At 68.9% G+C, this 22133-nt stretch carries 23 protein-coding genes and 1 riboswitch; of the genes, 20 read left to right on the top strand and 3 right to left on the bottom strand.

Annotated features, from left to right (window positions below):
* The first annotated feature begins 373 nt into the window (after positions 1 to 373).
* The 19 genes from AC1D2O_RS07960 to tolA all read left to right on the top strand — a co-directional run bounded on the left by AC1D2O_RS07960 (position 374) and on the right by tolA (position 16236).
* Positions 374 to 1204 (top strand): lytic transglycosylase domain-containing protein, encoded by an 831-nt coding sequence (locus tag AC1D2O_RS07960; RefSeq protein ID WP_478090294.1) that lies wholly within the window; start codon positions 374 to 376, stop codon positions 1202 to 1204.
* Between the two features lie 37 nt (positions 1205 to 1241).
* Positions 1242 to 1370, top strand: a riboswitch (ZMP/ZTP riboswitch).
* A gap of 41 nt (positions 1371 to 1411) precedes the next feature.
* Entirely contained in the window at positions 1412 to 2656 is a 1245-nt protein-coding gene (gene glyA / locus AC1D2O_RS07955; RefSeq protein WP_478090295.1) for a serine hydroxymethyltransferase, read from the top strand.
* Positions 2657 to 2672: 16 nt separating this feature from the next.
* A complete protein-coding gene (nrdR, locus tag AC1D2O_RS07950; protein WP_442282704.1) occupies positions 2673 to 3116 on the top strand; it encodes a transcriptional regulator NrdR in 444 nt (147 codons plus the stop codon).
* 180 nt (positions 3117 to 3296) lie between these two features.
* Positions 3297 to 3857 carry a GspH/FimT family pseudopilin gene (locus tag AC1D2O_RS07945; RefSeq protein WP_478090296.1) on the top strand — a complete coding sequence of 187 codons (561 nt, stop codon included), beginning with the start codon at positions 3297 to 3299 and terminating at the stop codon, positions 3855 to 3857.
* On the top strand, positions 3851 to 4393 hold the full coding sequence (locus tag AC1D2O_RS07940) for a type IV pilus modification protein PilV (RefSeq protein WP_478090297.1): 543 nt from the start codon (positions 3851 to 3853) through the stop codon (positions 4391 to 4393). Before AC1D2O_RS07945 ends, AC1D2O_RS07940 begins: the two co-directional genes overlap by 7 nt.
* Complete coding sequence (locus tag AC1D2O_RS07935) at positions 4380 to 5162, top strand: PilW family protein (RefSeq protein WP_478090298.1); 783 nt, start codon at positions 4380 to 4382, stop codon at positions 5160 to 5162. The genes AC1D2O_RS07940 and AC1D2O_RS07935 overlap by 14 nt, the downstream gene beginning before the upstream one ends.
* 9 nt (positions 5163 to 5171) lie before the next feature.
* Positions 5172 to 5777, top strand: a complete 606-nt coding sequence (locus AC1D2O_RS07930; protein ID WP_478090299.1) for a pilus assembly PilX family protein — start codon at positions 5172 to 5174, stop codon at positions 5775 to 5777.
* A gap of 3 nt (positions 5778 to 5780) precedes the next feature.
* On the top strand, positions 5781 to 7949 hold the full coding sequence (locus AC1D2O_RS07925) for a pilus assembly protein (protein WP_478156666.1): 2169 nt from the start codon (positions 5781 to 5783) through the stop codon (positions 7947 to 7949).
* On the top strand, positions 7946 to 8374 hold the full coding sequence (locus tag AC1D2O_RS07920) for a type IV pilin protein (protein ID WP_478090301.1): 429 nt from the start codon (positions 7946 to 7948) through the stop codon (positions 8372 to 8374). Before AC1D2O_RS07925 ends, AC1D2O_RS07920 begins: the two co-directional genes overlap by 4 nt.
* Positions 8375 to 8388: 14 nt before the next feature.
* Entirely contained in the window at positions 8389 to 9537 is a 1149-nt protein-coding gene (ribD, locus tag AC1D2O_RS07915; RefSeq protein ID WP_478156664.1) for a bifunctional diaminohydroxyphosphoribosylaminopyrimidine deaminase/5-amino-6-(5-phosphoribosylamino)uracil reductase RibD, read from the top strand.
* A 44-nt stretch (positions 9538 to 9581) separates the two neighbouring features.
* Positions 9582 to 10235: a riboflavin synthase gene (locus AC1D2O_RS07910; protein ID WP_478091338.1), complete on the top strand. Its 654-nt coding sequence runs from the start codon at positions 9582 to 9584 to the stop codon at positions 10233 to 10235.
* Positions 10232 to 11392: a bifunctional 3,4-dihydroxy-2-butanone-4-phosphate synthase/GTP cyclohydrolase II gene (gene ribBA, locus AC1D2O_RS07905; protein WP_478091337.1), complete on the top strand. Its 1161-nt coding sequence runs from the start codon at positions 10232 to 10234 to the stop codon at positions 11390 to 11392. Before AC1D2O_RS07910 ends, ribBA begins: the two co-directional genes overlap by 4 nt.
* The gene (ribH, locus tag AC1D2O_RS07900; protein ID WP_478091335.1) at positions 11392 to 11856 is read left to right on the top strand and encodes a 6,7-dimethyl-8-ribityllumazine synthase; all 465 of its coding nucleotides are present in this window, start codon (positions 11392 to 11394) and stop codon (positions 11854 to 11856) included. The genes ribBA and ribH overlap by 1 nt, the downstream gene beginning before the upstream one ends.
* Positions 11853 to 12386 carry a transcription antitermination factor NusB gene (gene nusB / locus AC1D2O_RS07895; protein WP_478091334.1) on the top strand — a complete coding sequence of 178 codons (534 nt, stop codon included), beginning with the start codon at positions 11853 to 11855 and terminating at the stop codon, positions 12384 to 12386. Before ribH ends, nusB begins: the two co-directional genes overlap by 4 nt.
* Entirely contained in the window at positions 12383 to 13582 is a 1200-nt protein-coding gene (locus tag AC1D2O_RS07890) for a pyridoxal phosphate-dependent aminotransferase (RefSeq protein ID WP_478156662.1), read from the top strand. The genes nusB and AC1D2O_RS07890 overlap by 4 nt, the downstream gene beginning before the upstream one ends.
* Before the next feature lie 61 nt (positions 13583 to 13643).
* Positions 13644 to 14105, top strand: coding sequence for a tol-pal system-associated acyl-CoA thioesterase (ybgC, locus tag AC1D2O_RS07885; protein WP_478091331.1), 462 nt, complete (start codon positions 13644 to 13646; stop codon positions 14103 to 14105).
* Entirely contained in the window at positions 14102 to 14818 is a 717-nt protein-coding gene (gene tolQ, locus AC1D2O_RS07880; protein ID WP_478091329.1) for a protein TolQ, read from the top strand. The genes ybgC and tolQ overlap by 4 nt, the downstream gene beginning before the upstream one ends.
* Positions 14819 to 14833: 15 nt before the next feature.
* Positions 14834 to 15271 carry an ExbD/TolR family protein gene (locus AC1D2O_RS07875; RefSeq protein ID WP_478091327.1) on the top strand — a complete coding sequence of 146 codons (438 nt, stop codon included), beginning with the start codon at positions 14834 to 14836 and terminating at the stop codon, positions 15269 to 15271.
* Positions 15271 to 16236, top strand: a complete 966-nt coding sequence (tolA, locus tag AC1D2O_RS07870) for a cell envelope integrity protein TolA (RefSeq protein ID WP_478156660.1) — start codon at positions 15271 to 15273, stop codon at positions 16234 to 16236. Before AC1D2O_RS07875 ends, tolA begins: the two co-directional genes overlap by 1 nt.
* 4 nt (positions 16237 to 16240) lie before the next feature.
* On the opposite strand, the gene AC1D2O_RS07865 is transcribed toward tolA, so the two are convergent.
* Positions 16241 to 16783: a phosphatase PAP2 family protein gene (locus tag AC1D2O_RS07865; protein WP_478091325.1), complete on the bottom strand. Its 543-nt coding sequence runs from the start codon at positions 16781 to 16783 to the stop codon at positions 16241 to 16243.
* Between the two features lie 19 nt (positions 16784 to 16802).
* A complete protein-coding gene (gene dnaE / locus AC1D2O_RS07860) occupies positions 16803 to 20303 on the bottom strand; it encodes a DNA polymerase III subunit alpha (RefSeq protein ID WP_478156658.1) in 3501 nt (1166 codons plus the stop codon).
* 62 nt (positions 20304 to 20365) lie between these two features.
* Here dnaE and AC1D2O_RS07855 point away from each other — a divergent pair, with 62 nt between their 5' ends.
* Entirely contained in the window at positions 20366 to 21151 is a 786-nt protein-coding gene (locus AC1D2O_RS07855) for a sulfurtransferase (RefSeq protein ID WP_478093274.1), read from the top strand.
* A 4-nt stretch (positions 21152 to 21155) separates the two neighbouring features.
* Here the strand turns inward: AC1D2O_RS07855 and AC1D2O_RS07850 are convergent, their stop codons facing one another.
* Positions 21156 to 22043 (bottom strand): pirin family protein, encoded by an 888-nt coding sequence (locus AC1D2O_RS07850; protein WP_478093276.1) that lies wholly within the window; start codon positions 22041 to 22043, stop codon positions 21156 to 21158.
* Positions 22044 to 22133: the final 90 nt, after the last annotated feature.

The raw sequence follows: 22133 nt of genomic DNA, 5'->3' as shown, positions 1-22133 counted from the left end.
TTGGTAGACGCCTGAAAGCTCAGGCATGTTCAGCCTAAGCGCTGCGCGAAGGGTTTGCAAATCGCGTTTTCAATGAAACTTGCCGCGCCGATTCGCGTACTATTTCATACATCTTTTTACATCGAAATTAGAATAACAAGCCAAGTCGTTATTCTTGACCGGGTATTTAGCCACTCCTAGAATGCCAACCTTTCCCGGATCGCAAGGCGGCCGGGCTCTCCGAATCCGCTGCCGGCATCTGCCGGCTTGATCAGGCGGCCGCGCTCTCTCCCCATTTCGCGCGGACCTGATTCGTACCAATCCAAGCGCCGCTCCCCTTTCTGCTTTCGTCCCCTTGACGTTGCGAACGGGTGCCGCACAGAAAGGAAGAGCGATGCAACAAGCGTTAGATGCCACAGCCCGCGGGCTACGGACCTTCGTGTCCGACGTGGTCGACGGCTTCTTCGAAATCACCCACAACAGCTTCGCCCTGCTGGGGCTGGCGACCGTGTTCGCAGTGCTGGCGCTGGCTGCCCGCCCGGACCTGCGCCAGACCGGCGAGGAACAGCTGATGGGCTGGCTGCAGTCGCGCAAGCCCGTGCCCGAAGCCACCGACCTCGAACCCACCGCGATCGAGCGCACCACCGCGGCCAGCCCGCACGTGCTGCCGAAGCAGCAGGCCGCCGTCGCCTACTGGTTGAGCAAGAAATACCGCGTGGCGGCCGAGCCGCTGAGCGCCCTGGTGGCCGAAGCCTTCGAGCTCGGCAAGAAAACCAAGCTCGACCCGACCTTGATCCTCGCGATCATGGCGGTCGAATCCAGCTTCAACCCCTTCGCCCAGAGCCAGGTGGGCGCACAGGGCCTGATGCAGGTCATGACCCGCGTCCATGGCGAGAAGTACGAAAGCGCCGGCGGCACCTTGACCGCCTTCGACCCCGTGACCAACATGCGCGTGGGCGTGAAGGTGCTGCAGGAATGCATCGCCCGCGCCGGCTCCCTCGAAGGCGGCCTGCGCTACTACGTCGGCGCCGCCAACCTGGCGGACGACGGCGGCTATGCGGGCAAGGTGCTGGCCGAGCACGAGCGGCTGCGGCAGGTCGCGGCCGGCCGCACCCCGGCGGCCACGCCGCCGACGCTGCGGGCCAACCCGGTCCAGGTGGTCGTGCCGCCGGCACCGAAGCGCGTCGAACCCGATCCGCAAGTGGCCCTGCTGGGGGATTCCTAGGTCTTTGGCCGCGGCGGTTCTCGCTGTCGGCTACACTCGGCCGGCACGCGACTGGCGATAGGCGCAACCCTTTTCAGGTGCATTGCGCTGACGTGGACTACCACTGGGAAGCGTGCCGCCTGCGGTCTTCGTGGCAGGTGTTCAGCCGTTCGCCTGGGCAGCCCTTGTTTGGTTGAAGAACAAGGACCATTGTCTTGAAGGACTGCCATGTACCACCGCAACATCCTGGTCGAACAGACCGATCCTGAAATCTGGGCTGCCATCCAGGCCGAGAACGCCCGACAGGAACATCACATCGAGCTGATCGCGAGCGAGAACTACGCCTCGCCGGCCGTCATGGCCGCCCAGGGCTCGCAGCTCACCAACAAATACGCCGAGGGCTACCCCGGCCGCCGCTACTACGGCGGCTGCGAGCACGTCGACGTGGCCGAGCAACTGGCCATCGACCGCGTCAAGCAGCTGTTCGGCGCCGATGCCGCCAACGTGCAGCCGCACTGCGGCGCCTCGGCCAACGAAGCCGTGATGCTGGCCTTCCTGAAGCCCGGCGACACCATCATGGGCATGAGCCTGGCCGAAGGCGGCCACCTGACCCACGGCATGCCGCTCAACATGAGCGGCAAATGGTTCAACGTGGTGAGCTACGGCCTGGACGCCAAGGAAGAGATCGACTACGACGCGATGGAGCGCAAGGCGCGCGATGCGATGCCCAAGCTCATCATCGCGGGCGCCTCGGCCTATTCGCTGCGCATCGACTTCGAGCGCTTCGCCAAGGTGGCCAAGGACGTCGGCGCGATCTTCATGGTCGACATCGCGCACTACGCGGGACTCGTGGCCGCAGGCGTCTACCCCAACCCGGTTCCGCACGCGGACGTGGTGACCTCCACCACCCACAAGAGCCTGCGCGGCCCGCGCGGCGGCATCATCCTGATGAAGTCGCAGCACGAGAAGGCGATCAACAGCGCCATCTTCCCGGGCCTACAGGGCGGCCCGCTGATGCACGTGATCGCGGCCAAGGCCGTGGCCTTCAAGGAAGCGCTGTCGCCGGAATTCAAGGCTTACCAGCAGCAGGTGGTCAAGAACGCGCAGATCGTCGCCGAGACGCTGACCGAGCGCGGCCTGCGCATCGTCAGCGGCCGCACCGAGAGCCACTTGATGCTGGTCGACCTGCGTGCCAAGGGCATCACCGGCAAGGAAGCCGAGGCGGTGCTGGGCGCGGCCCACATGACGATCAACAAGAACGCGATCCCGAACGACCCCGAGAAGCCGATGGTCACCAGCGGCGTGCGCATCGGCACGCCGGCGATGACCACCCGCGGTTTCAAGGACGAGGAAGCGCGCGCCACCGCCAACCTGATCGCCGACGTGCTCGAGAACCCGCGCGATGCGGCGAACATCGACGCGGTGCGCGCCAAGGTGCATGCGCTGACCAGTCGCTTCCCGGTTTACGCCTGAACACGAGCCGCCCTGCATGAAGTGCCCCTTCTGCGGTCACCTCGAAACCCAGGTCGTCGAGACCCGGGTGTCGGAAGACGGCGACTTCGTGCGGCGCCGGCGCCAATGCGGCGCCTGCGACAAGCGCTTCACCACCTATGAGCGGCCGGACGTCAACTTCCCGGTCGTGGTCAAGAAGGACGGCAGCCGCGCCGACTTCAACACCGCCAAGGTGCGCGCCTCGATGATGCTGGCGCTGCGCAAGCGGCCGGTGAGCATCGAGCAGATCGACAACGCGCTGCTGCGCATCGAGCAGAAACTGCTGTCCAGCGGGCTGCGCGAGATCGAATCGACCAAGGTCGGCGAACTGGTGATGCGGGAACTCAAGCGGCTCGACAAGGTGGCCTACGTGCGCTTCGCGTCGGTGTACCGGAGTTTCGAGGACGTCGACGAATTCAGGCAGTTGCTCAGGGATATCTGAGCCGTGCCGGCGGCCCGGCGCCGCGCCGGGCCTTGAGCCCGCCGGGCGCGTTTGGATTGCTGCCAACTTTGTCGCGAATCGTCGTTCCCGGCCGCCGTCCGACCGCCTGGCCCGAAGACCGGGCCGGCGAGCCGTCGGAAGCCACGCGGAGGTGCTGGCGCTTCTAGCATTCGAAGCGTCATGCCCCGCGCCGTCTCACTTCAGCTTTCGCTGCCCGATACGCCCCTGGCCGGCTTCACGCTGGTCGAGCTGCTGGTGGTGCTCGCGATCGTCGCGATCCTTGCCGGGCTCGCGATGCCGGGCTTCGGCCGGACCCTTGAGCGCTATCGGCTGCGCAGCGCCGAAGAAGACCTCCGGTCCGCGATCCATGTCGCGCGGTCGGAAGCGCTGCGGCGCGGCGGCCGCGTCACCCTGCGCCGGGCATCGGCCAGCGGATGCGCGCCCCGAAACGACCAGGACTGGAGCTGCGGCTGGATGGTCTTCGCGGACGGCCACGACGACGGCGATCCGGGCGAGGCGCTGATCCAGGCCTGGCCACCGTTGCGCGGCGTCGAGGTGACGGTGAGCGTGCCCAGTCCCTCGACCTACCTGAACCTGAACCGATGGGGCCGCTTCCACAACCTGGGCGCCTTCAGGTTCACGCTGAGGCCCCCGGGCAGCACCGACCGCACCGCCGCGCGGGTGCTGTGCATGTCCTCCGCCGGCCGGCTCCAGACCCTCCAGGGGACCGAAAAATGCTGAAGCACGCTGGCCGGTTCCGCGAGCAGCGCGGCATCACGCTGCTCGAATCCCTGGTGTCGCTCACCCTCCTCGTGCTGATCGCCTTCGGCTTGCTCGGTGTGCAGCTGCGCGCCCTGGCCGATGCCCGGACCAGCGTCCACCGGACGCAGGCCATCCGCCTGATCGAGGATCTCGCCGAGCGCGTTCGCACCCATCCCGGGCACATGCACCCGCTGCCGGCCGAAGCAGCGCACTGGGACCTGCCACCTCCTTCGCACCCGGATTGCCGCACGGCCGCCTGCGAACCGACAGCGCTCGCGCGCTGGGACATCGCCCGCTGGAAGCAGGCGGTCGCGAACGCACTGCCCCGGGGCCGCAGCGTGGTGTTCGAGATGAGCGACAGCCCGCGGCAACTGGGCGTGATGGTCGCCTGGCACGCCAACGCGAATGGCCCGTCCGACCCGGCGCTCGACGCGCCTTTCCGGGTTGACGGCCTGGCCGCCGGTGTGCGTTGTCCCGCCGGCCTCCTGTGTCATTTGGCCCATGTCCACCCCTGATGCTCACCCTGGCCTGCGCCATCGGCAACAGGGCCTGAGCCTGATCGAACTGCTCGCGGGCATGGCGATCGGCCTGCTGGTGATCGCAACCGCTTTCGGAACGCTGCTGCTGGCGCGCGGCGCGGCCGCCAGCGTCAGCGAACTGGGCCAGTTGCAGCAGCAGGGCTCGTATGCGCTGCACGTCATCGGCCAGCAACTGCGCCAGGCCGGCTCGCTGGAGCCCGTGCGCGACGAAACCACCGGGCTGTACGCCTTCGCGCCCGACGCCGCCGGGACCGGGGACGCCGTGGCGGTGATTTCCGGCACCGAAGGCGCGGACGGCGCCAGCGACAGCGTCTCGGTGGCCGCCACGCGCGCCCGCTGGCCTGCGGCCAGCGGCTCTCCGAGGATCTGGGCCCAGTACGACTGCATCGGCGCCAACGTCGAAACCGAGAACCTGATCAGCGCCACCTTCTCGCTCGACGCCAAGGGACAGTTGATGTGCCGCAGCGCCAAAGGCCTGCAACCGGTGATCGGCAACGTCGCGGACTTCCAGCTCGGCTACCGGGTCGATACCGGCAGCGGCATCCAGGTCATGGATGCGGGCGCCGTCCAGCGCGCCAAGCTGTGGGCCGCAGTCACCGCCATCGAGGTCTGCCTGGATCTGCGGGGCAGCGAGATCAGCGCGGGCGCAACCAAGGACTACCGCGGCTGCGACGATGCCGACAAGCCGCGTGCCGGCCGCACGCACCTGGTCTTTCGCAACCTCTTCCGTCTGCGCACCCGGTAGGAAGGCGGCATGCACGCGACGCTCTCCGCATGGCCACCACAGCGCGGCTTCTCTCTGCTGGTGATGATGGTCACCGTCCTGCTGGTCACGATGCTGGTGCTCACGGCCTCCCGCACTGCGCTGCTGGACGAGGCGGCGACCGGCAACGACGGCGATTTCCAGCGCGCCTTCGAGGCTGCGCAGGAAATCCTGCGCGACGCCGAGTCCGACATCCTGGGCGAAGGGGCCGGCATGCCCGATGCTTCGAACGACGCGCGCCACTATCCCGGCAGCCCTGCCGAGCTGTTCGCGCTGCAGGACCTGCTCGGCCAGCGCAGTCCCTCGTGCGCAGCGGGCATCTGCATCCCCGACCAGGTGCCGCCGCGCTTCTGGACCGACCGCATCGCGCTGGAGCGCATGAAGAAGGTCGCGGTCTCCCGGCCGCCCGGCTGGTACTGGGTCGAGTTGCTGCCCTGCGACACGGCGGCGGCGACTGCGGGCGGCGCCGCCGAGCGTTTCACGCCCGACGCCGCCCTGCCCTTCATTTACCGGATCACCGTGGTGGCGAACGGGCGCAAGCCGACGACCCAGGCGGCGATCCAGAGCACGCTGGTGCGCAAGAAGACGAGGTCCTGAACCATGAGATGGAAATTCGCAGTGCAGGCCGGCGGATTCGCCGCGGCGATCCAGGCCTGCGTCTTGCCGGCCCAGGTGCTCGACGCGCAGCCGGAAGGGCTGCGGGCGACCGCGCAGGTCAGCTCGCTGGCCGCCAGTGCGCGTTCGAGCCGCCACGAGGCCGCGTTGTTCGTGGCCGCCTTCGACCCGCCCGGCTGGACCGGATCGATCACCGGCTACCGACTCCGGTCCGGGAGCGCGACCCTCGATACGGCCGGGTTGTGGGGCGTCATGCCCGCGACCCCGGCCAGCGACGCCGGCGCGGCCCGGCCGGTACGCCCGCGCTCCACGGCCTCCCTGATGGATGCCCGCGGCAGCGACTGGCCCGCATCGCGCGTCGTGCTCTCGGCCCGAAGTCCGGGCGGCGGAGCGCCGGCGACCGGCATCGCCTGGGAATGGGCCGCGCTGTCCGAGGCGCAGCGGACGGCACTCATGGCCCTCGGCGACGGCGGCGCTCCCGCTGCCGCGGACGAGGCGATGGCGAAGGATCGCCTGGCCTACCTGCGCGGAGACCGCAGCAAGGAACAGGGCGGCACACCGGGCGGGCCCCTGCGCCGCCGCACCTCCCGGCATGGCGCCATCGTGCATTCGAAGCTGTGGCACCAGGCGGGGCCACCGCCGGCCGCCCATGCAATGGAAGCGCATGCGGGCTTCCGCCGCGCCCTGAGCCAGCGGCCATCGATGCTCTATGTCGGCGCCAACGACGGCATGCTGCACGGCTTCGACGCCGCCACCGGCGAGGAAAGAATCGCGTACGTGCCCGATGGCCTGCACGGCCGACTGGCGCAACTCACACGGCCGGACGACCGACCCCAGCCCTTCGTCGATGGCTCGCCGCTGGCCGGCGATCTGTACCTCGGTGGCCCGGGCAGCGGCGATCCCGGTCTCTGGCGAACCTACCTTGCGGGCTTTCTCGGCGCCGGGGGCAAGGGCTACTTCGTCCTCGACGTCAGCGACCCGGCTGCGTTCGACAGGGCCGGGGCCGCCCGATGGGTGGTCCTGGACCGCACGGGCACCGACACCATGGACGAAGACATCGGCGAGATCCTGGGCGAGCCCGTGACCGAACCCGGCGATCCCTCGATCAGCCGGCAGATCACCCAGCTGAACGACGGTCGCTGGGCCCTGGTCATCGGCAATGGCCCCCGCAGCGCCCACCGCAAGGCGGTGCTGCTGATCCAGTACCTCGACCGCGACCGGGAATTGCTCAAGATCACCGCCTCCCCGGCCGGGGACAACGGGCTCGCCATGCCGCGTCTGATCGATCTCGACGGCAACGGCACGGCCGACGTCGCCTATGCGGGCGATCTGCTCGGCAACCTGTGGAAATTCGACCTTCGTTCGACCGCCGCCCGCGGCTGGAAGACGGCCTTCGGCGGCGTTGCGCTGTTCGTGGCCCGCGACGCATCGGCGGCGGCCGCGCACCAGCCGATCACCACGGCGCCGGTCTGGAAGCCCCACCCCCAGGGCGGCCTGCAGATCGCCTTCGGGACCGGCCGCCGAAGCGGGCCCGGCGACGGCTCGGAGCGCCAGGTGCAGACGATCTACGGCATCCATGACGATACGCCGATCCTGCGCCGCAGCGCAGCGGCGCGACCTGCGGGCGAGGCGTCGCTGGAATTCGGAGCGGGCCAGGGCGCGGTCACCGACGGCCGAAGCCGCCTGGCAGCCCAGACCGTGCAACTGGACGCCGCCCAAGGCGCGGGCACCCTCTCCTCCCATCCGGTCCCCTACACCGGCAGCGAAGCACGGCGAGGCTGGTTCCTCGATCTGCCGCTGCCCGGCGAGCGGGTGCTGCAGAACCCGGACTGGTTCGAGGGCGACCTGATCGATGTCTGGAGCCAGGTGCCGGCGGTCAGCGCGAGCGCCGACACCGATTTCCCGCCGCCGCCCGCTCGCCGCTACCGCACCACCCTCGACATCCTCAATGGCTCGGCCCCCCGGTCGACGCTCTACGCCCACCTGCCGCGCACGAGCAGCGGCCAGCCCTCGCGCGTGGAGGCCGGCCTGAGCGTGGGCATCCGCAACGGCAAGCTGGAGACGGCGGTATCCGCGCCCGGCATGCCGGTGGCGCCGCCCGTGCAGCAGCTGGACAGCATCCTGCTGCGCCCGAGTTGGCGCCAGCTGCAATGACTGCCCGGCGTCCGCGCGGCTTCACGCTGACCGAGGTGCTGATGGTCGTGGCGCTGATCGCCGTCCTGGCGGCGGTCGCGCTGCCGGCCTACCAGGCCTACCTGAAGCGCAGCCTGCGCGCCGAGGCCCGCGCCGGGCTGCTGCAGGCGGCTCACTGGCTCGAACGCGTCGCGACGGCCACGGGCCTCTATCCGGCGGACGCCGCCGCCTTTCCGGAAACCCTCCAGCGCGTGCCCTCGGGCGCCTATCGGATCGGCTTCGAGCCCGCGGACGCCCAAGGCAGCGGCTACACTTTGACCGCACGTCCCCAGGGCGCCCAGGCCGCCGACCGGTGCGGCGGCTACACGCTCGACCAGGCCGGTGTGCGGGGGCTCGCCGTTCCCGACGCTTCGGACGAACTCAAGGCGGAGTGCTGGAACCGCTGAAGCCCCACCCGAGCATGATCCCGACGCCCTCCCCAACCCTGCCGCTGTCCGCCGACGAGGCCATGCGCCTCGCCCTCTCGCTGGCCCGCGCGGCCAGCACCACGGCGCCGCCGAATCCCGCGGTCGGCTGCGTCATCCTGGCGGCCGACGGCCGCATCGTCGGCAGCGGCCAGACGCAGCGCACCGGCGGCCCGCACGCCGAAGTGATGGCGCTGCGCGATGCAGCGGCGCGCGGCGAATCGACGACTGGCGCGACCGCCTTCGTGACACTCGAGCCCTGTGCCCACCACGGCCGCACCGGCCCTTGCTGCGACGCACTGGTCGAGGCCGGCATCGCCAAGGTCGTCGCCTCGATCGCCGACCCGAACCCGCTGGTGTCGGGCCAGGGCTTCGAGCGCCTGCGCGCCGCCGGCGTCGAGGTCGAGATCGGACCCCAGGCCGAAGCGGCGCGCGCACTCAACATCGGATTCCTCAGCCGCATGATCCGCCACACCCCCTGGGTTCGCCTCAAGGCGGCGGCATCGCTCGACGGCAGGACCGCGCTCGAAAACGGCAGCAGCCAGTGGATCACCGCCGAGGCGGCGCGCGCCGACGGCCACGCCTGGCGGGCCCGCGCCGGCGCCATCCTGACCGGCGTGGGCACGGTGATCGAGGACAACCCCCGGCTCGACGTGCGCGGGGTCGACACCGTACGCCAGCCGCCCCTGGTGATCGTCGACAGCCGCCTGCAGACGCCGCCCGACGCGCGCCTCTTCGACATCCAGGATCGTCCGGTCTGGATCTACGCGGCCGCGCGCAACGACGACAGGGCCCGCGCGCTCGAGGCGCGCGGTGCCACCGTGCACTGCCTGGCCGATGCCGCCGGCAAGGTCGACCTCCCGGCGCTGCTCGGCGACCTCGCCCGGCGAGAAGTCAACGAGCTTCACGTCGAGGCCGGCCACAAGCTCAATGGCTCGCTGATGCGCGAAGGCCTGGTCGACGAACTGCTGATCTACCTGGCGCCGAAGTTCATCGGCGACGGCCTGGGCATCGCCAGCCACCCCCATGCGGGCGGCGCCCTGACATCGCTCGGCGCCGCGCTGGCGCTCGAATTCCAGTCCTTCGAGGCCATCGGACCCGATCTCCGGATCGTCGCCCGGGTCGCCGGCCGGGATCACTTTTAGGACCGCGTCGAAAGACCGACCCGCATCTCTGCGAAAATGCGCTCATGTTCACCGGAATCATTACCGGCGTGGGGCGCATCGCCGCCGTCCACGACCTCGGCAGCTCTTCATCCCACGGCAAGCGGCTCAGCATTGCGGTGCCCGACGGCTATCTGGACGACGTGGGGCTCGGCGACAGCATCGCGCTCAACGGCGCCTGCATGACCGTCACCACGCTCGATCCAGCCCAAAAGCAGTTCACCATCGACATTTCCGCCGAATCGCTGGACAAGACGGCCGGCCTGTCCGATCCCGCGACGCGCGTGAATCTGGAGAAGGCGCTGCGCGCCAGCGACCGCCTGGGCGGCCACATCGTCTCGGGCCATGTCGACGGCATCGGCATCGTGAATCGCTTCGCGGCCGTCGGCGAGAGCTGGGAACTGCGCGTGCTCGCGCCGCCCGCGCTGGCCCGCTTCCTCGCCTACAAGGGCTCGATCACCGTCAACGGCGTGAGCCTGACGGTCAACAGCGTCAGCGACGGCCCGGACGGCAGCGAAGTCAGCATCAACCTGATTCCGCACACGGTGGAAAACACCGCACTCGGCGGCCTGAAGCCCGGCAGCCGGGTCAACCTCGAAATCGACACCGTCGCCCGCTACGTGGAGCGCATGCTCCAGGCCGGCGTCATCCAACCACCCCAGAAAGACAGCACCCCATGAACGCCTCCGTCACGCCGATCGGCGCCCCGCGCAGCGGCCGTGCGCCCGCGCCCATTTCCCCGGTCGAGGAGATCGTGGCCGAGCTGCGCGCCGGCCGGATGGTGATCCTGGTCGACGAGGAAGACCGCGAAAACGAGGGCGACATCGTGCTCGCCGCCGACCACGTGACGCCCGAGGCGATCAACTTCATGGCGCGCCATGCGCGCGGCCTGATCTGCCTCACCTTGTCGCGCGAGATGTGCGAGCGGCTGCAACTGCCGCCGATGGTGGCGCGCAACGGCGCCAAACATTCGACCGCCTTCACGGTCTCGATCGAGGCCGCCGAAGGCGTGACCACCGGCATCTCGGCGGCCGACCGCTCGCGCACGGTGCAGGCGGCGGTGGCGCCCGACGCGGTCGCCTCCGACCTGGTCCAGCCCGGCCACATCTTCCCGCTGCAGGCGGTCGACGGCGGCGTGCTGATGCGCGCCGGCCATACCGAGGCGGGTTGCGATCTCGCGGCCATGGCCGGCTGCTCGCCGGCTTCGGTGATCTGCGAGGTGATGAACGAGGACGGCACCATGGCGCGCCTGCCCGACCTGCAGCTCTTCGCGGCCGAGCACGACATCAAGATCGGCACCATCGCGGCCCTGATCGAACACCGCAGCCACACCGAAACGCTGATCGAGAAGGTCGGCTGCCGCGAGATCCAGACCGCCTGGGGCCCGTTCACGGCGCATGCGTTCAAGGACAAGCCCAGCCGCGGCGTGCACCTGGCGCTGGTGCGCGGCAAGTGGAATGCCGGCGACACGGTGGACGTGCGCGTGCACGAGCCGCTCTCGGTGCTCGACGCGCTCGAAGTCAATCGCGGCCTGCATTCGTGGAGCCTCGACGCCAGCCTGGCCCATATCGCCGGCCAGGGCCAGGGCGTGGCCGTGCTGCTGAACTGCGGCGAGACCGGCGCCGAGCTGCTGTCGCAATTCGACGGCACCGCACGCCCGGCGCAGGCGCCGGAGCGCGGCCGCATGGACCTGCGCAGCTACGGCATCGGCGCCCAGATCCTGCGCGAGTGCGGGGTCCACAAGATGAACCTCCTTGGCACGCCGCGCCGCATGCCGAGCATGGCCGCCGGGTACGGTCTTGAAATCGCCGGCTACATCACGAAAGACGAGAGCTGATGCAACACGCGAACAAGGGCGCCGACGTCGCGCTCGACGGCAAGGGACTGCGCATCGGGATCGTGCAGGCGCGCTTCAACGAAGACATCACGGATGCGCTGGCTACGGCCTGCCGCGCCGAGCTGGCGGCGCTCGGCGTCGCCGAGGCCGACATCGAGCACCTGAGCGTGCCGGGCGCGCTCGAAGTCCCGGTGGCCCTGCAGGCGCTGGCCGAGCGCCAGCGCTACCACGCGCTGGTCGCGCTCGGCTGCATCATCCGCGGCGAGACCTACCACTTCGAGCTGGTGGCCAACGAATCCGGCGCCAGCGTGAGCCGGCTGGCGCTGGACTACCGCATCCCGATCGCGAACGCGATCCTCACCACCGAAAACCTCGAACAGGCCGTGGCGCGACAGACCGACAAGGGCCGCGACGCCGCGCGCGTGGCGGTCGAGATGGCGCGGCTGCTCGCCACCCTTTCATGACCGACGACACCAAAGCATCCAGCGGCAAGCCGCGCCAGACCCGCACCGGGCTCACCAGCACGGGGGCCCGCAAGGCCTCCGCCAAGTCGAACCGCAGCCGGGCGCGCGAGTTCGCGCTGCAGGCGCTCTACCAGCACCTCGTGGGTCGCAACGATGCGGCGTCCATCGACCAGTTCACGCGCGACCTGGCCGGCTTCCACAAGGCCGACGCGGCGCACTACGACGCGCTGCTGCACGGCTCGATCGAAGGCGCGGCCGAACTCGACGCGCTGATCGTGCCGCTGCTCGACCGCAAGCTCGAGGAGATCTCGCCCGTCGAGCATGCCGTGATGTGGATCGGCGTCTACGAGTTCCAGAATTGCCTCGACGTGCCCTGGCGCGTGGTGCTCAACGAGTGCATCGAGCTGACCAAGGAATTCGGCGGCACCGACGGCCACAAGTATGTCAACGCGGTGCTCAATGGCCTCGCCCCCCAATTGCGCCGCGACGAGGTCGAGGCCGACCGATTGACCGGCAAGGCCAAGCCATGAGGATTTCGAGCCGCGCTGAGCGCATCGAGCCCTTCTACGTGATGGAAGTGGCCAAGGCGGCCTCGAAGCTCGCGCGCGAGGTCGCGCACACCGACCGGCCGATGATCTTCCTGAACATCGGCGAGCCCGACTTCACCGCGCCGCCGCTGGTGCAGGAAGCGGCCGCGCGCGCGGTGCGCGCCGGCGCCACGCAGTACACGCAGGCCACCGGCCTCGATCACTTGCGCGAGCGCATCAGCGGCTGGTACGCCGAGCGCTTCAAGGTGGACGTGCCGGCGCGCCGCATCGTGATCACGGCCGGCGCCTCGGCGGCCCTGCAACTCGCCTGCCTGGCCCTGATCGAGGCCGGCGACGAGATGCTGCTGCCGGACCCGAGCTATCCCTGCAACCGCCACTTCGTGACCGCGGCCGACGGCCGTGCCGTGCTGGTGCCGACCACCGCGGCCGAGCGCTTCCAACTCAGCGCCGCCAAGGTCGAGGCCGCATGGACCGAACGCACCCGCGGCGTGCTGCTGGCCTCGCCGTCGAACCCGACCGGCACCTCGATCGCGCCCGACGAACTGCGCCGCATCCACGAGGTCGTGAGCGCGCGCGGCGGCATCACGCTGATCGACGAGATCTATCTCGGCCTGTCGTACGACGATGCCTTCGGCCAGACGGCGCTGGCGATCGACGACCAGGTGATCAGCATCAACAGCTTCAGCAAGTACTTCAACATGACCGGCTGGCGCCTCGGCTGGCTGGTGGTGCCGGATGCACTGGTGCCGGCCGTGGAGCGCCTGGCGCAGAACCTCTTCATCTGCGCCAGCACGGTGTCGCAGTACGCGGCGCTCGCCTGCTTCGAAACCGACAGCATTGCCGAATACGAACGCCGGCGGGCCGAGTTCAAGGCGCGCCGCGACTGGTTCATCCCGCAGCTCCAGGCGCTCGGCCTCGAGGTGCCGGTGATGCCCGATGGCGCCTTCTACGCCTGGGCCGACTGTTCCTCGTTCGCCGGGAAGCTCGGCATCTCGGGCAGCTGGGATTTCGCCTTCGAGGCCATGAAGCAGGCCCATGTCGCGGTCACGCCGGGCCGCGACTTCGGTGCCGCCGAGACCGGGCGCTTCATCCGTTTCTCGACCGCCAGCTCGATGGCACACCTCGAGGAATCGATCGCCCGCCTGCGCGCCTGGGCCGGCGCCGCGGTCCCTGCATGAGCGCAGCGCCGCGCCGCCCCAAGCACGCTGGCACCGCAGTGCGAAGCACGAAGGTGCGCCGATGAGCTTCGCGCTGCCGATCCGCGTCTACTGGGAGGACACCGATGCCGGCGGCATCGTGTTCTATGCCAACTACCTCAAGTTCATGGAGCGCGCCCGCACCGAGTGGCTGCGCTCGATGGGCATTGCGCAGCGCCAGCTGCGCGAGGACACCGGCGGCATTTTCGTGGTCAGCGAGACCCAGCTCAAGTACCACCGCCCCGCCCGGCTCGACGACGAACTGCTGGTTACAGCCGAGCTGCGCCAGATCGGCTCGGCGTCACTGATAATCGCCCAGCGCGTGCTATCAAATTCAGAGCAATCCGCAAGCGACGTGGCGGCCGGTCCCGCCCTGTTGTGCGAGGGCACGATTCGCATCGGCTGGGTCGATGCGGCCAGCTTGCGTCCTGCGCGCATCCCGCGCCAAGTTTCGGGAACCCTCGAGCACTTCGCCGGTTCCATGTCTCAACCTCTCAAGCCATGAATCAACAAGACCTGTCGATCCTCTCCCTCCTGATCCACGCCAGCCTGCCGGTGCAGCTCGTGGTGCTGCTGCTGATCCTGGTTTCCGTTGCCAGCTGGGCAGCGATCTTCCGCAAGTACTTCGCGCTCAAGCGCACGCGCTCGTTGAACGATGACTTCGAACGCGACTTCTGGTCCGGCACCAGCCTGAACGAGCTGTTCTCCTCGGCCGCGCAGAACGCCAAGTTCGCCGGCCCGATGGAGCGCATCTTCGCCTCCGGCATGCGCGAATACCAGAAGCTGCGCGAACGCCACGTCTCGGATGCCGCCACCCTGCTCGACGGTGCACGCCGCGCGATGCGGGCCAGCTACCAGCGCGAACTCGATGCGGTCGAGCAGAACCTGTCCTTCCTGGCGACGGTCGGCTCCGTCTCTCCCTATGTCGGCCTGTTCGGCACGGTCTGGGGGATCATGCACGCCTTCACCGGCCTGGCCGCGCTGGCCCAGGTAACGCTCTCGACCGTGGCACCCGGCATCGCCGAAGCGCTGGTCGCCACCGCGATCGGCCTGTTCGCGGCGATCCCCGCGGTGGTCGCCTACAACCGCTTCGCGCGCGAGATCGACAAGATCGCGATCGCGCTCGAGACCTTCATCGAGGAGTTCTCGAACATCCTGCAGCGCAACCTGACGGCCCACGTGAACCCGGCCACGGTGACCCCGGCCGGCGGCCGCTGAACGGAGCACCGCACCATGCCCGCCATGTCCTCCCGCGGCCGCGGCCGCCGCACGATCAACGAGATCAACATGGTCCCGTTCATCGACGTGATGCTGGTGCTGCTGATCATCTTCATGGTCACGGCGCCGCTGATCACGCCGAGCGTCATCAACCTGCCCACCGTCGACAAGGCCAACAAGCAGCCCGACCGCCCGATCGAGATCGTGATCAAGAGCGATGACGAAGTGCAGATCAAGAAGGATTCGTCCACCGGCACCGGCGGCAGCTCGATCCCGATGACGCAGATCGGCGCGGCCGCCAAGACCGCCCAGGGCGGCGACGCCGACCGGCCGGTGGTCATCAGCGCCGACAAGACCGTCAAGTACGAGACCGTGGTGAAGGCGATGAACCAGTTGAAGCGCAGCGGCATCGAGCGCGTCGGCCTCTCGGTCCAGACCACCGGCGCGAAGTGATGTCGCTGGCCGCCGACCGTCCCGAATTCGCGCCACCGCCGCAGCGCGGCACCCCGCGCGCCGTGGCGCTGGCGCTGATCGCCCATGCCCTGCTGATCGCGGCGCTGACCTGGGGCGTGAACTGGCGGCGCGAGGCCGAGAACGACGCGGTCGAGGCCGAGCTGTGGTCCTCGACCATCCAGCAGGCCGCACCGCGCGCCGTGGCGCCGGTGCCCGTACCGCCGGCCCCGACCCCCACGCCGGCACCGCCGCCGCCCCCACCGCCTCCACCTCCACCCCAGGCGGTACGGCCACCGGAACCGACGCCGGTTCCCAAGCAGCCCGACATCGCGCTCGAACGCGAGAAGAAGCTGAAGGAGCAGAAGGAACGCGAGCGCGAGCTCGAACAGCAGGCCCAGCAGCAGAAGAAGCTCGAAGCGGCGAAGAAGGCGGCGCAGGAAAAGCGCGAGGCCGAGGCCCGCGAGCGCGCCGAGGACGAGGCCGAGCGCAAGAAGGAAGAACAGAAGAAGCTGGCCGAGCAGAAGCGCAAGCAGGAGGCCGAGGCCAAGCAGGCCGAAGCCGCGAAAAAGAAGGAAGCCGAGGCCAAGCAGGCGGCCCAGGCCGCGGCCGACCGCTCGGCCACGCTCAAGCGCATGCAGGCGATGGCGGGCTCGGGCGGCGAAGGCGCCGCGGCGAAGTCCTCGGGCCCGTCGGGCAGCTACGGTGGCAAGGTCAACGCAGCCGTACGACCCAATGTCGTCTTCCCCGGCGTAGACCTTGTGAGCGGCAATCCAGTCGCCGAGTTCGATGTCCGGCTGGCACCCGACGGCACCATCGTCGGCACGCCGGTACTGGTCAAGTCCAGCGGACTTCCAGCCTGGGACGAGGCCGCCCTTCGCGCCTTGCAGAAGACCGAAAAACTGCCACGCGACATCGACGGCAGCGTGCCGCCGCGGCTGATCGTGGCGCTAAGGCCGAAGTCCTGAGGACTCAGGCAGACGGCACGATCCGCGGCCCGGCCAGCCGATCGATCAAGGCGTGCGCGGCGATCGCCGAAAGGCATCCGATCGCCATGCCGATCGCGATGTCCAGCGGGTAGTGCACGCCGACGACCACCCGTGAAATGCCCACGAGGCCGGCGAGCGCAAGCAGGAGGCCGCCCACCGACCGGTAGCGCGGCACGAGCAGAAACGAGAACGCCAAGGCACCGTAGGCGGTGGCGTGGCTGCTCGGAAACGACGGGCTCGGACCGTGCGCCAGGTGCTGGTAGCCCAGGCCGCTCTCGAAGGGCCGCGGCCGATCCCATGCCAGTCCGATGAGTTCGCAAGCCAGGCTGCCCAGCAGGATCGCCAGGACGGCGGCCACGACGGGCCTGACCAGGGGCCGCCATCGATGAATCGCCAGACCCGCCAGGAGCGCCAGCAACAGCCAATGGGCGTGGACGGACAGGAAGTACCCCGCCTCGACCAGCCACCTCCGATCGCCCGCATCCGCGTTCAGCAGCAGGAACAGCTCCCGGTCCAGCGCAATCATGGGGGCGGCCGCTGTGGCGCTATTCGTAGACCACCGACGCCTTGCCCGCCTCGGCCTGCGCCGTCCAGCTCGCCAGTGCCGCATCGGTCGGAAAGAACTTCGCCCGCTCGCCCAGTTGCAGCTCGACCTGCGCTCCGCCGCGTGCCAGCGACAGGCGCACGCCCAGCCCCTGCAGCAGTTCGCCATGCTCGCTCTGCTCGGTGCGCGGCGGAAAATCCTTCACCAGCCGCGCGATGTCGGGCGCCTTGCCGTTGACCGCCACGCGCAGGAACTTGCCGAAGCGGCAGCGCGCCGTCGCCAGGTCCCACACCTGCTGGACCTGGAAGCGGGCCTCGAAGCCGCCGCGGCCCGGCTGCAGGCGTCCGCTCACGATCACCAGTTCGTCGTCCTTGAGCACGTTGCGGTTGGCGTTGAACAGCGCATCGTCGGCCGTCGCATCGATGGCGCCCGACTTGTCGTCGAGCTTGAAGATGGCGAGCCGGCCGCGCTGGCCGTTGATCATGCGGAAGTCGCTCACGATGCCCGCGATCACCTGTTGGTCGCGGCTGTCGAGCAGGTCGTCGATCTCGCGCTTGCAGAAGCGCCGCACCTCGTGCGCGACCTCGTCGAACAGGTGCCCCGACAGGTAGAAGCCGACCGCGGTCTTCTCGTAGGTCAGGCGCTCCTTCACGCCCCAGGGCGTGGCGTCGATCATGTCGGGCTCCTGCGTCGCCGAGCCGTGCTCGCTGTCGCCGAAGATGTCGACCTGCGCCGCGTTCGCCTGGGTCGCACTGGCGAACTCGAAGGCCCGGTCGACCGAGGCGATCAGCGAGGCCCGGTTCTGCTGCAGCGAATCGAAGGCGCCGGCCTTGATCAGCGCCTCGACCGTGCGCTTGTTGATGCGCTGGCGATCCACCCGGACGCAGAAGTCGAACAGGCTCGTGAACGGGCCGCCCTCCTCGCGCGCCTTGACGATCGCTTCGACCGCCAGTTGCCCCGTGCCCTTGACGGCACCGAGGCCATAGCGGATGACCTTGTCGTTGACCGGCTCGAAGCGGTAGTTGCCGCGGTTCACGTCCGGCGGCTCGAAGGTGATGCCGAAGTTCTTCTGCGCGTCCTCGAACAGCACCTTGAGCTTGTCGGTGTCGTCCATTTCGACGGTCATGTTGGCGCAGAAGAACTCGGCCGTGTAGTGGACCTTGAGCCAGCCGGTGTGGTACGCCAGCAGCGAGTAGGCCGCCGCGTGCGACTTGTTGAAGCCGTAGCCCGCGAACTTCTCCATCAGGTCGAAGATCTCGTCGGCCTTCTTCTGGTCGATGTCGTTCTTGGCGGCACCTTTGCGGAAGATCTCGCGGTGCTCGGCCATCTCCTCGGCCTTCTTCTTGCCCATCGCGCGGCGCAGCAGGTCGGCGCCGCCGAGCGAGTAGCCGCCCAGGATCTGCGCGGTCTGCATCACCTGCTCCTGGTAGACCATGATGCCGTAGGTCTCGGAGAGCATGTCGGCCACCAGCGGATGCGGATACTCGACCGGCTCGCGCCCGTGCTTGCGCGCCACGAAGCTCGGGATCAGGTCCATCGGGCCGGGCCGGTACAGCGCGTTGAGCGCGATCAGATCCTCGAGCCGGGTCGGCCGCGCGTCCTTCAGCATGCCCTGCATGCCGCGCGATTCGAACTGGAACACGGCCTCGGTCTTGCCCTCGGAAAAGAGCTTGTACGTGGGCACGTCGTTGAGCGGAATGTTCTCGAAGGCGAAGTTCTCCTGGCCCTTGTGGCGCGCGACGATGAAGTCCTTGGCGATCTCCAGGATCGTCAGCGTGGCCAGGCCCAGAAAGTCGAACTTCACCAGGCCGACCGCCTCGACGTCGTCCTTGTCGTACTGGCTCACGGCCGAGTCGCTGCCCGGCTGCTGGTAGAGCGGGCAGAAGTCGGTGAGCTTGCCCGGCGCGATCAGCACGCCGCCGGCGTGCATGCCGATGTTGCGCGTCATGCCTTCGAGCTTCTGCGCCAGCTCGACCAGCATGCGGACTTCTTCCTCCTTCTCGATCCGGGCCGCGAGCTGCGGCTCGGCCGCGATCGCGTACTTTTCGCGGTCGGCCTCCGACAGGTCCGCGGGCGGGTACTGGATCGTCACCGGCTTGCCCGGCTTGTTCGGGATCAGCTTGCTGATGCCGTCGCAGAACATGTAGCTCATGTCGAGCACGCGGCCGACGTCGCGGATCGCGGCGCGTGCGGCCATGGTGCCGAAGGTGGCGATCTGGCTCACCGCGTCGCGACCGTACTTGTCCTTGACGTAGTCGATGACGCGGTCGCGGTTGCCCTGGCAGAAGTCGATGTCGAAGTCGGGCATCGAGACCCGCTCGGGGTTCAGGAAACGTTCGAACAGCAGCTTGTATTCGAGCGGGTCGAGGTCGGTGATCTTGAGCGCATAGGCGACCAGCGAACCGGCGCCCGAACCCCGTCCCGGGCCGACCGGGCAGCCGTTCTTCTTGGCCCAGTTGATGAAGTCGCCGACGATCAGGAAGTAGCCCGGGAAACCCATCTTCAAGATCGTGTTGATCTCGAACTCCAGCCGCTCGACGTAGCGTGGCCGCTCGGCATCGCGCTTCGCGGCCTCGGGGTACAGGTGGGCGAGGCGCTGTTCCAGCCCTTCGAAGGAGGCGACGCGGAAATACTCCTCGATCGGCATGCCGTTGGGCGTCGGGAAGTTCGGCAGCTGCGGCTTGCCGAGCACCAGCGTGAGGTTGCAGCGCTTGGCGATCTCGACCGTGTTGGCGAGCGCGCTCGGCACATCGGCGAAGAGCGCGGCCATCTCGGCCGACGACTTGAAGTACTGCTCGCGCGTGAACTTGCGCACCCGGCGCGGGTTGCCGAGGATCTCGCCCTCGGAGATGCAGACGCGCGCCTCGTGCGCCTCGTAGTCGTCGGCGGTGGCGAACTGCACCGGATGCGTCGCGACCACGGGCAAGCGCAGGCGGGCGGCGAGCTTCACGGCCGCGATCACGTGCGGCTCGTCCTCGGGCCGTCCGGCGCGCTGGAGCTCGATGTAGAAGCGATGCGGGAACAGGCCGGCGAGCTGCAGCGCGATCTCCGCGGCGCGCTCCTCCTGGCCTTGCAGCAGCGGCGCGCCGAGCGGTCCGGCCTGCGCGCCCGAGAGCGCGATCAGCCCGCCCTGCAATTCTTCGAGCCAGGCCAGCTTGCAGGCGGCCTGGGACTGGCCTCGGCCGACGTTCTGGGTCCAGGCGCGCGCCAGCAGCTCGGACAGGTTCAGGTAGCCTTCCTTGTTCTGCACCAGCAGCACGATGCGCGTGAGGGCGCCGGGCTCGGCGCCCAGGCCTTCGACGAAGACCTCGGTGCCGAGCACCGGCTTGACGCCCTTGCCGCGCGCCTCCTTGTAGAACTTGACGGCGCCGAAGAGATTGTTGAGGTCGGTGATCGCCAGCGAAGGCTGGCCGTCGGCGGCCGCGGCCTTGACGACTTCATCGATGCGGTTGGTACCGTCGACGACGGAAAACTCGGTGTGCAGGCGCAGGTGAACGAACATCCGGTCATTGTAGAAAACGCCGCCTCCACGATGTGATGCGGGCATCCCTACAATCGCCTCCCGTGCAAGAAATACTGAATATCGCGGCTTACAAGTTCGTCGGCATCGACGACGGCGCCGACCTGCGCGAGCACTTGCGTGCCCGCACCCATGCGCTGGCGCTCAAGGGCACCATCCTGCTCGCGCCCGAGGGCATCAACCTGTTTCTCGCAGGGGAAAAGGACCACGTCCGGGCGTTCCTGGGCGAACTGCGCGCCGATCCGCGCTTCGCCGATCTGGAGGCCAAGGAGAGCTGGTCGCAGGCGCAGCCGTTCCGGCGCATGCTGGTCAAGCGGAAGCGCGAGATCATCCGGATGGACCATCCCGCGATCCAGCCGGCCGCGGGCCGCGCGCCGGGCGTGGATGCGCCGACCCTGAAGCGCTGGCTCGACCAGGGGCACGACGATGCCGGCAAGCCGATCGCGCTGCTCGACACGCGAAATGCCTTCGAGGTCGATCACGGCACGTTCGATGGCGCGATCGACTGGCGGATCAGCAAGTTCACCGAATTCCCGAAGGCGCTGACCCGACATGCGCAAGCGTTCGCCGGCAAGACGGTCGTGAGCTTCTGCACCGGCGGCATCCGCTGCGAGAAGGCCGCGATCCTGATGCGCGAGGAAGGCGTCGCCGACGTGCTGCAACTCGAAGGCGGGATCCTCAAGTACTTCGAGCAGGTCGGCGGTGCGCACTACCACGGCGAGTGCTTCGTGTTCGATGGCCGGGAGTCCCTGGCGCCCGACTTGAGCGCGCGTTCGAACCGCGCCAGCGCCCGGGCGCAGGAAGACCCGGACCTGGCGATCAAGCGCTGAATTCCTAAGACTGCACCTGGAACGGGTGCCCCGGCAGCGGGATGAATTCGGTCTCGCCGGGCACCTGTCCCAGGCGCTGGGCGGCCCACTCGGCGCCGGCCTCGAGGATGCGCTCGCGCCGGCTCGAGACGAAGTTCCAGGTGATGAAGCGCGGGCCGTCGAGCGGCTCGCCGCCGATCACCACGAGACGGACCGCACGCTCCGCCGCCAGCATGCCGCCTGCGCCTTCGGGCAGCATCGCCATGGTGTGCCGCGCCACCGGCATGCCGTCGAGCGTGAGGTCGCCGTCGACCGGATAGATCGCCAGCTCGGGCGCAAGCGCCGGCAGCTCGAAGCGCGCGCCCGCCGGCAGCGCGAGGTCGAGATACAGGGTCTGCGACAAGGTCGCGACCGGCGAGCGGACGCCGAAGGCTTCGCCGACCAGCACCCGGACCGGCACGCCCTGCACGTCCAGCGCCGGAATGTCCGCCGCCTCGGTGTGCACGAAGCTGGGCTCGACCTCTTCGTGGGCCTGCGGCAAGGCAGCCCAGAGCTGGAGCCCGTGGTTCACATAGGTGGCGTCGAGCAGCGACTCGGGCTTGCGCTCCGAATGCACGATGCCGCGCCCCGCGGTCATCCAGTTGATCGCGCCGGGACGGATCTCCTGCACGCTGCCGAGGCTGTCGCGATGCATCATCGCGCCCTCGAAGAGGTAAGTGACGGTGGCCAGGCCGATGTGCGGATGCGGCCGCACGTCATGCGCCTTGCCGGGCGTCTCGGTGGCCGGCCCGAAATGGTCGAAGAAGACGAAGGGGCCGACCGAGCGGCGCTTCGCCGACGGCAGCAGGCGCCGGACGTTGAAGCCGCCCCCCAGGTCCTTGTCGTGCGGTTGGAGCAGAAGCGGTGCGGTCATCGTGATTCCTCGGTGAAGGGTTGCGTTTTCCACCCCATGAACCCGGCACGGGTCCATTCCAGGGATACCGCGGAACCGGCTTCGCCGGGC

Source organism: Variovorax sp. P1_G12 (assembly GCF_056405555.1).
This window is presented reverse-complemented; position numbering and strand designations above follow the sequence as displayed.

What these genes read in the sequence shown, in the direction of transcription:
- AC1D2O_RS07960 (WP_478090294.1), top strand. Translation starts at nt 374, where the DNA reads ATGCAACAAGCGTTAGATGCCACAGCCCGCGGGCTACGGACCTTCGTG.
- glyA (WP_478090295.1), top strand. Translation starts at nt 1,412, where the DNA reads ATGTACCACCGCAACATCCTGGTCGAACAGACCGATCCTGAAATCTGG.
- nrdR (WP_442282704.1), top strand. Translation starts at nt 2,673, where the DNA reads ATGAAGTGCCCCTTCTGCGGTCACCTCGAAACCCAGGTCGTCGAGACC.
- AC1D2O_RS07945 (WP_478090296.1), top strand. Translation starts at nt 3,297, where the DNA reads ATGCCCCGCGCCGTCTCACTTCAGCTTTCGCTGCCCGATACGCCCCTG.
- AC1D2O_RS07940 (WP_478090297.1), top strand. Translation starts at nt 3,851, where the DNA reads ATGCTGAAGCACGCTGGCCGGTTCCGCGAGCAGCGCGGCATCACGCTG.
- AC1D2O_RS07935 (WP_478090298.1), top strand. Translation starts at nt 4,380, where the DNA reads ATGTCCACCCCTGATGCTCACCCTGGCCTGCGCCATCGGCAACAGGGC.
- AC1D2O_RS07930 (WP_478090299.1), top strand. Translation starts at nt 5,172, where the DNA reads ATGCACGCGACGCTCTCCGCATGGCCACCACAGCGCGGCTTCTCTCTG.
- AC1D2O_RS07925 (WP_478156666.1), top strand. Translation starts at nt 5,781, where the DNA reads ATGAGATGGAAATTCGCAGTGCAGGCCGGCGGATTCGCCGCGGCGATC.
- AC1D2O_RS07920 (WP_478090301.1), top strand. Translation starts at nt 7,946, where the DNA reads ATGACTGCCCGGCGTCCGCGCGGCTTCACGCTGACCGAGGTGCTGATG.
- ribD (WP_478156664.1), top strand. Translation starts at nt 8,389, where the DNA reads ATGATCCCGACGCCCTCCCCAACCCTGCCGCTGTCCGCCGACGAGGCC.
- AC1D2O_RS07910 (WP_478091338.1), top strand. Translation starts at nt 9,582, where the DNA reads ATGTTCACCGGAATCATTACCGGCGTGGGGCGCATCGCCGCCGTCCAC.
- ribBA (WP_478091337.1), top strand. Translation starts at nt 10,232, where the DNA reads ATGAACGCCTCCGTCACGCCGATCGGCGCCCCGCGCAGCGGCCGTGCG.
- ribH (WP_478091335.1), top strand. Translation starts at nt 11,392, where the DNA reads ATGCAACACGCGAACAAGGGCGCCGACGTCGCGCTCGACGGCAAGGGA.
- nusB (WP_478091334.1), top strand. Translation starts at nt 11,853, where the DNA reads ATGACCGACGACACCAAAGCATCCAGCGGCAAGCCGCGCCAGACCCGC.
- AC1D2O_RS07890 (WP_478156662.1), top strand. Translation starts at nt 12,383, where the DNA reads ATGAGGATTTCGAGCCGCGCTGAGCGCATCGAGCCCTTCTACGTGATG.
- ybgC (WP_478091331.1), top strand. Translation starts at nt 13,644, where the DNA reads ATGAGCTTCGCGCTGCCGATCCGCGTCTACTGGGAGGACACCGATGCC.
- tolQ (WP_478091329.1), top strand. Translation starts at nt 14,102, where the DNA reads ATGAATCAACAAGACCTGTCGATCCTCTCCCTCCTGATCCACGCCAGC.
- AC1D2O_RS07875 (WP_478091327.1), top strand. Translation starts at nt 14,834, where the DNA reads ATGCCCGCCATGTCCTCCCGCGGCCGCGGCCGCCGCACGATCAACGAG.
- tolA (WP_478156660.1), top strand. Translation starts at nt 15,271, where the DNA reads ATGTCGCTGGCCGCCGACCGTCCCGAATTCGCGCCACCGCCGCAGCGC.
- AC1D2O_RS07865 (WP_478091325.1), bottom strand. Translation starts at nt 16,783, where the DNA reads ATGATTGCGCTGGACCGGGAGCTGTTCCTGCTGCTGAACGCGGATGCG.
- dnaE (WP_478156658.1), bottom strand. Translation starts at nt 20,303, where the DNA reads ATGTTCGTTCACCTGCGCCTGCACACCGAGTTTTCCGTCGTCGACGGT.
- AC1D2O_RS07850 (WP_478093276.1), bottom strand. Translation starts at nt 22,043, where the DNA reads ATGACCGCACCGCTTCTGCTCCAACCGCACGACAAGGACCTGGGGGGC.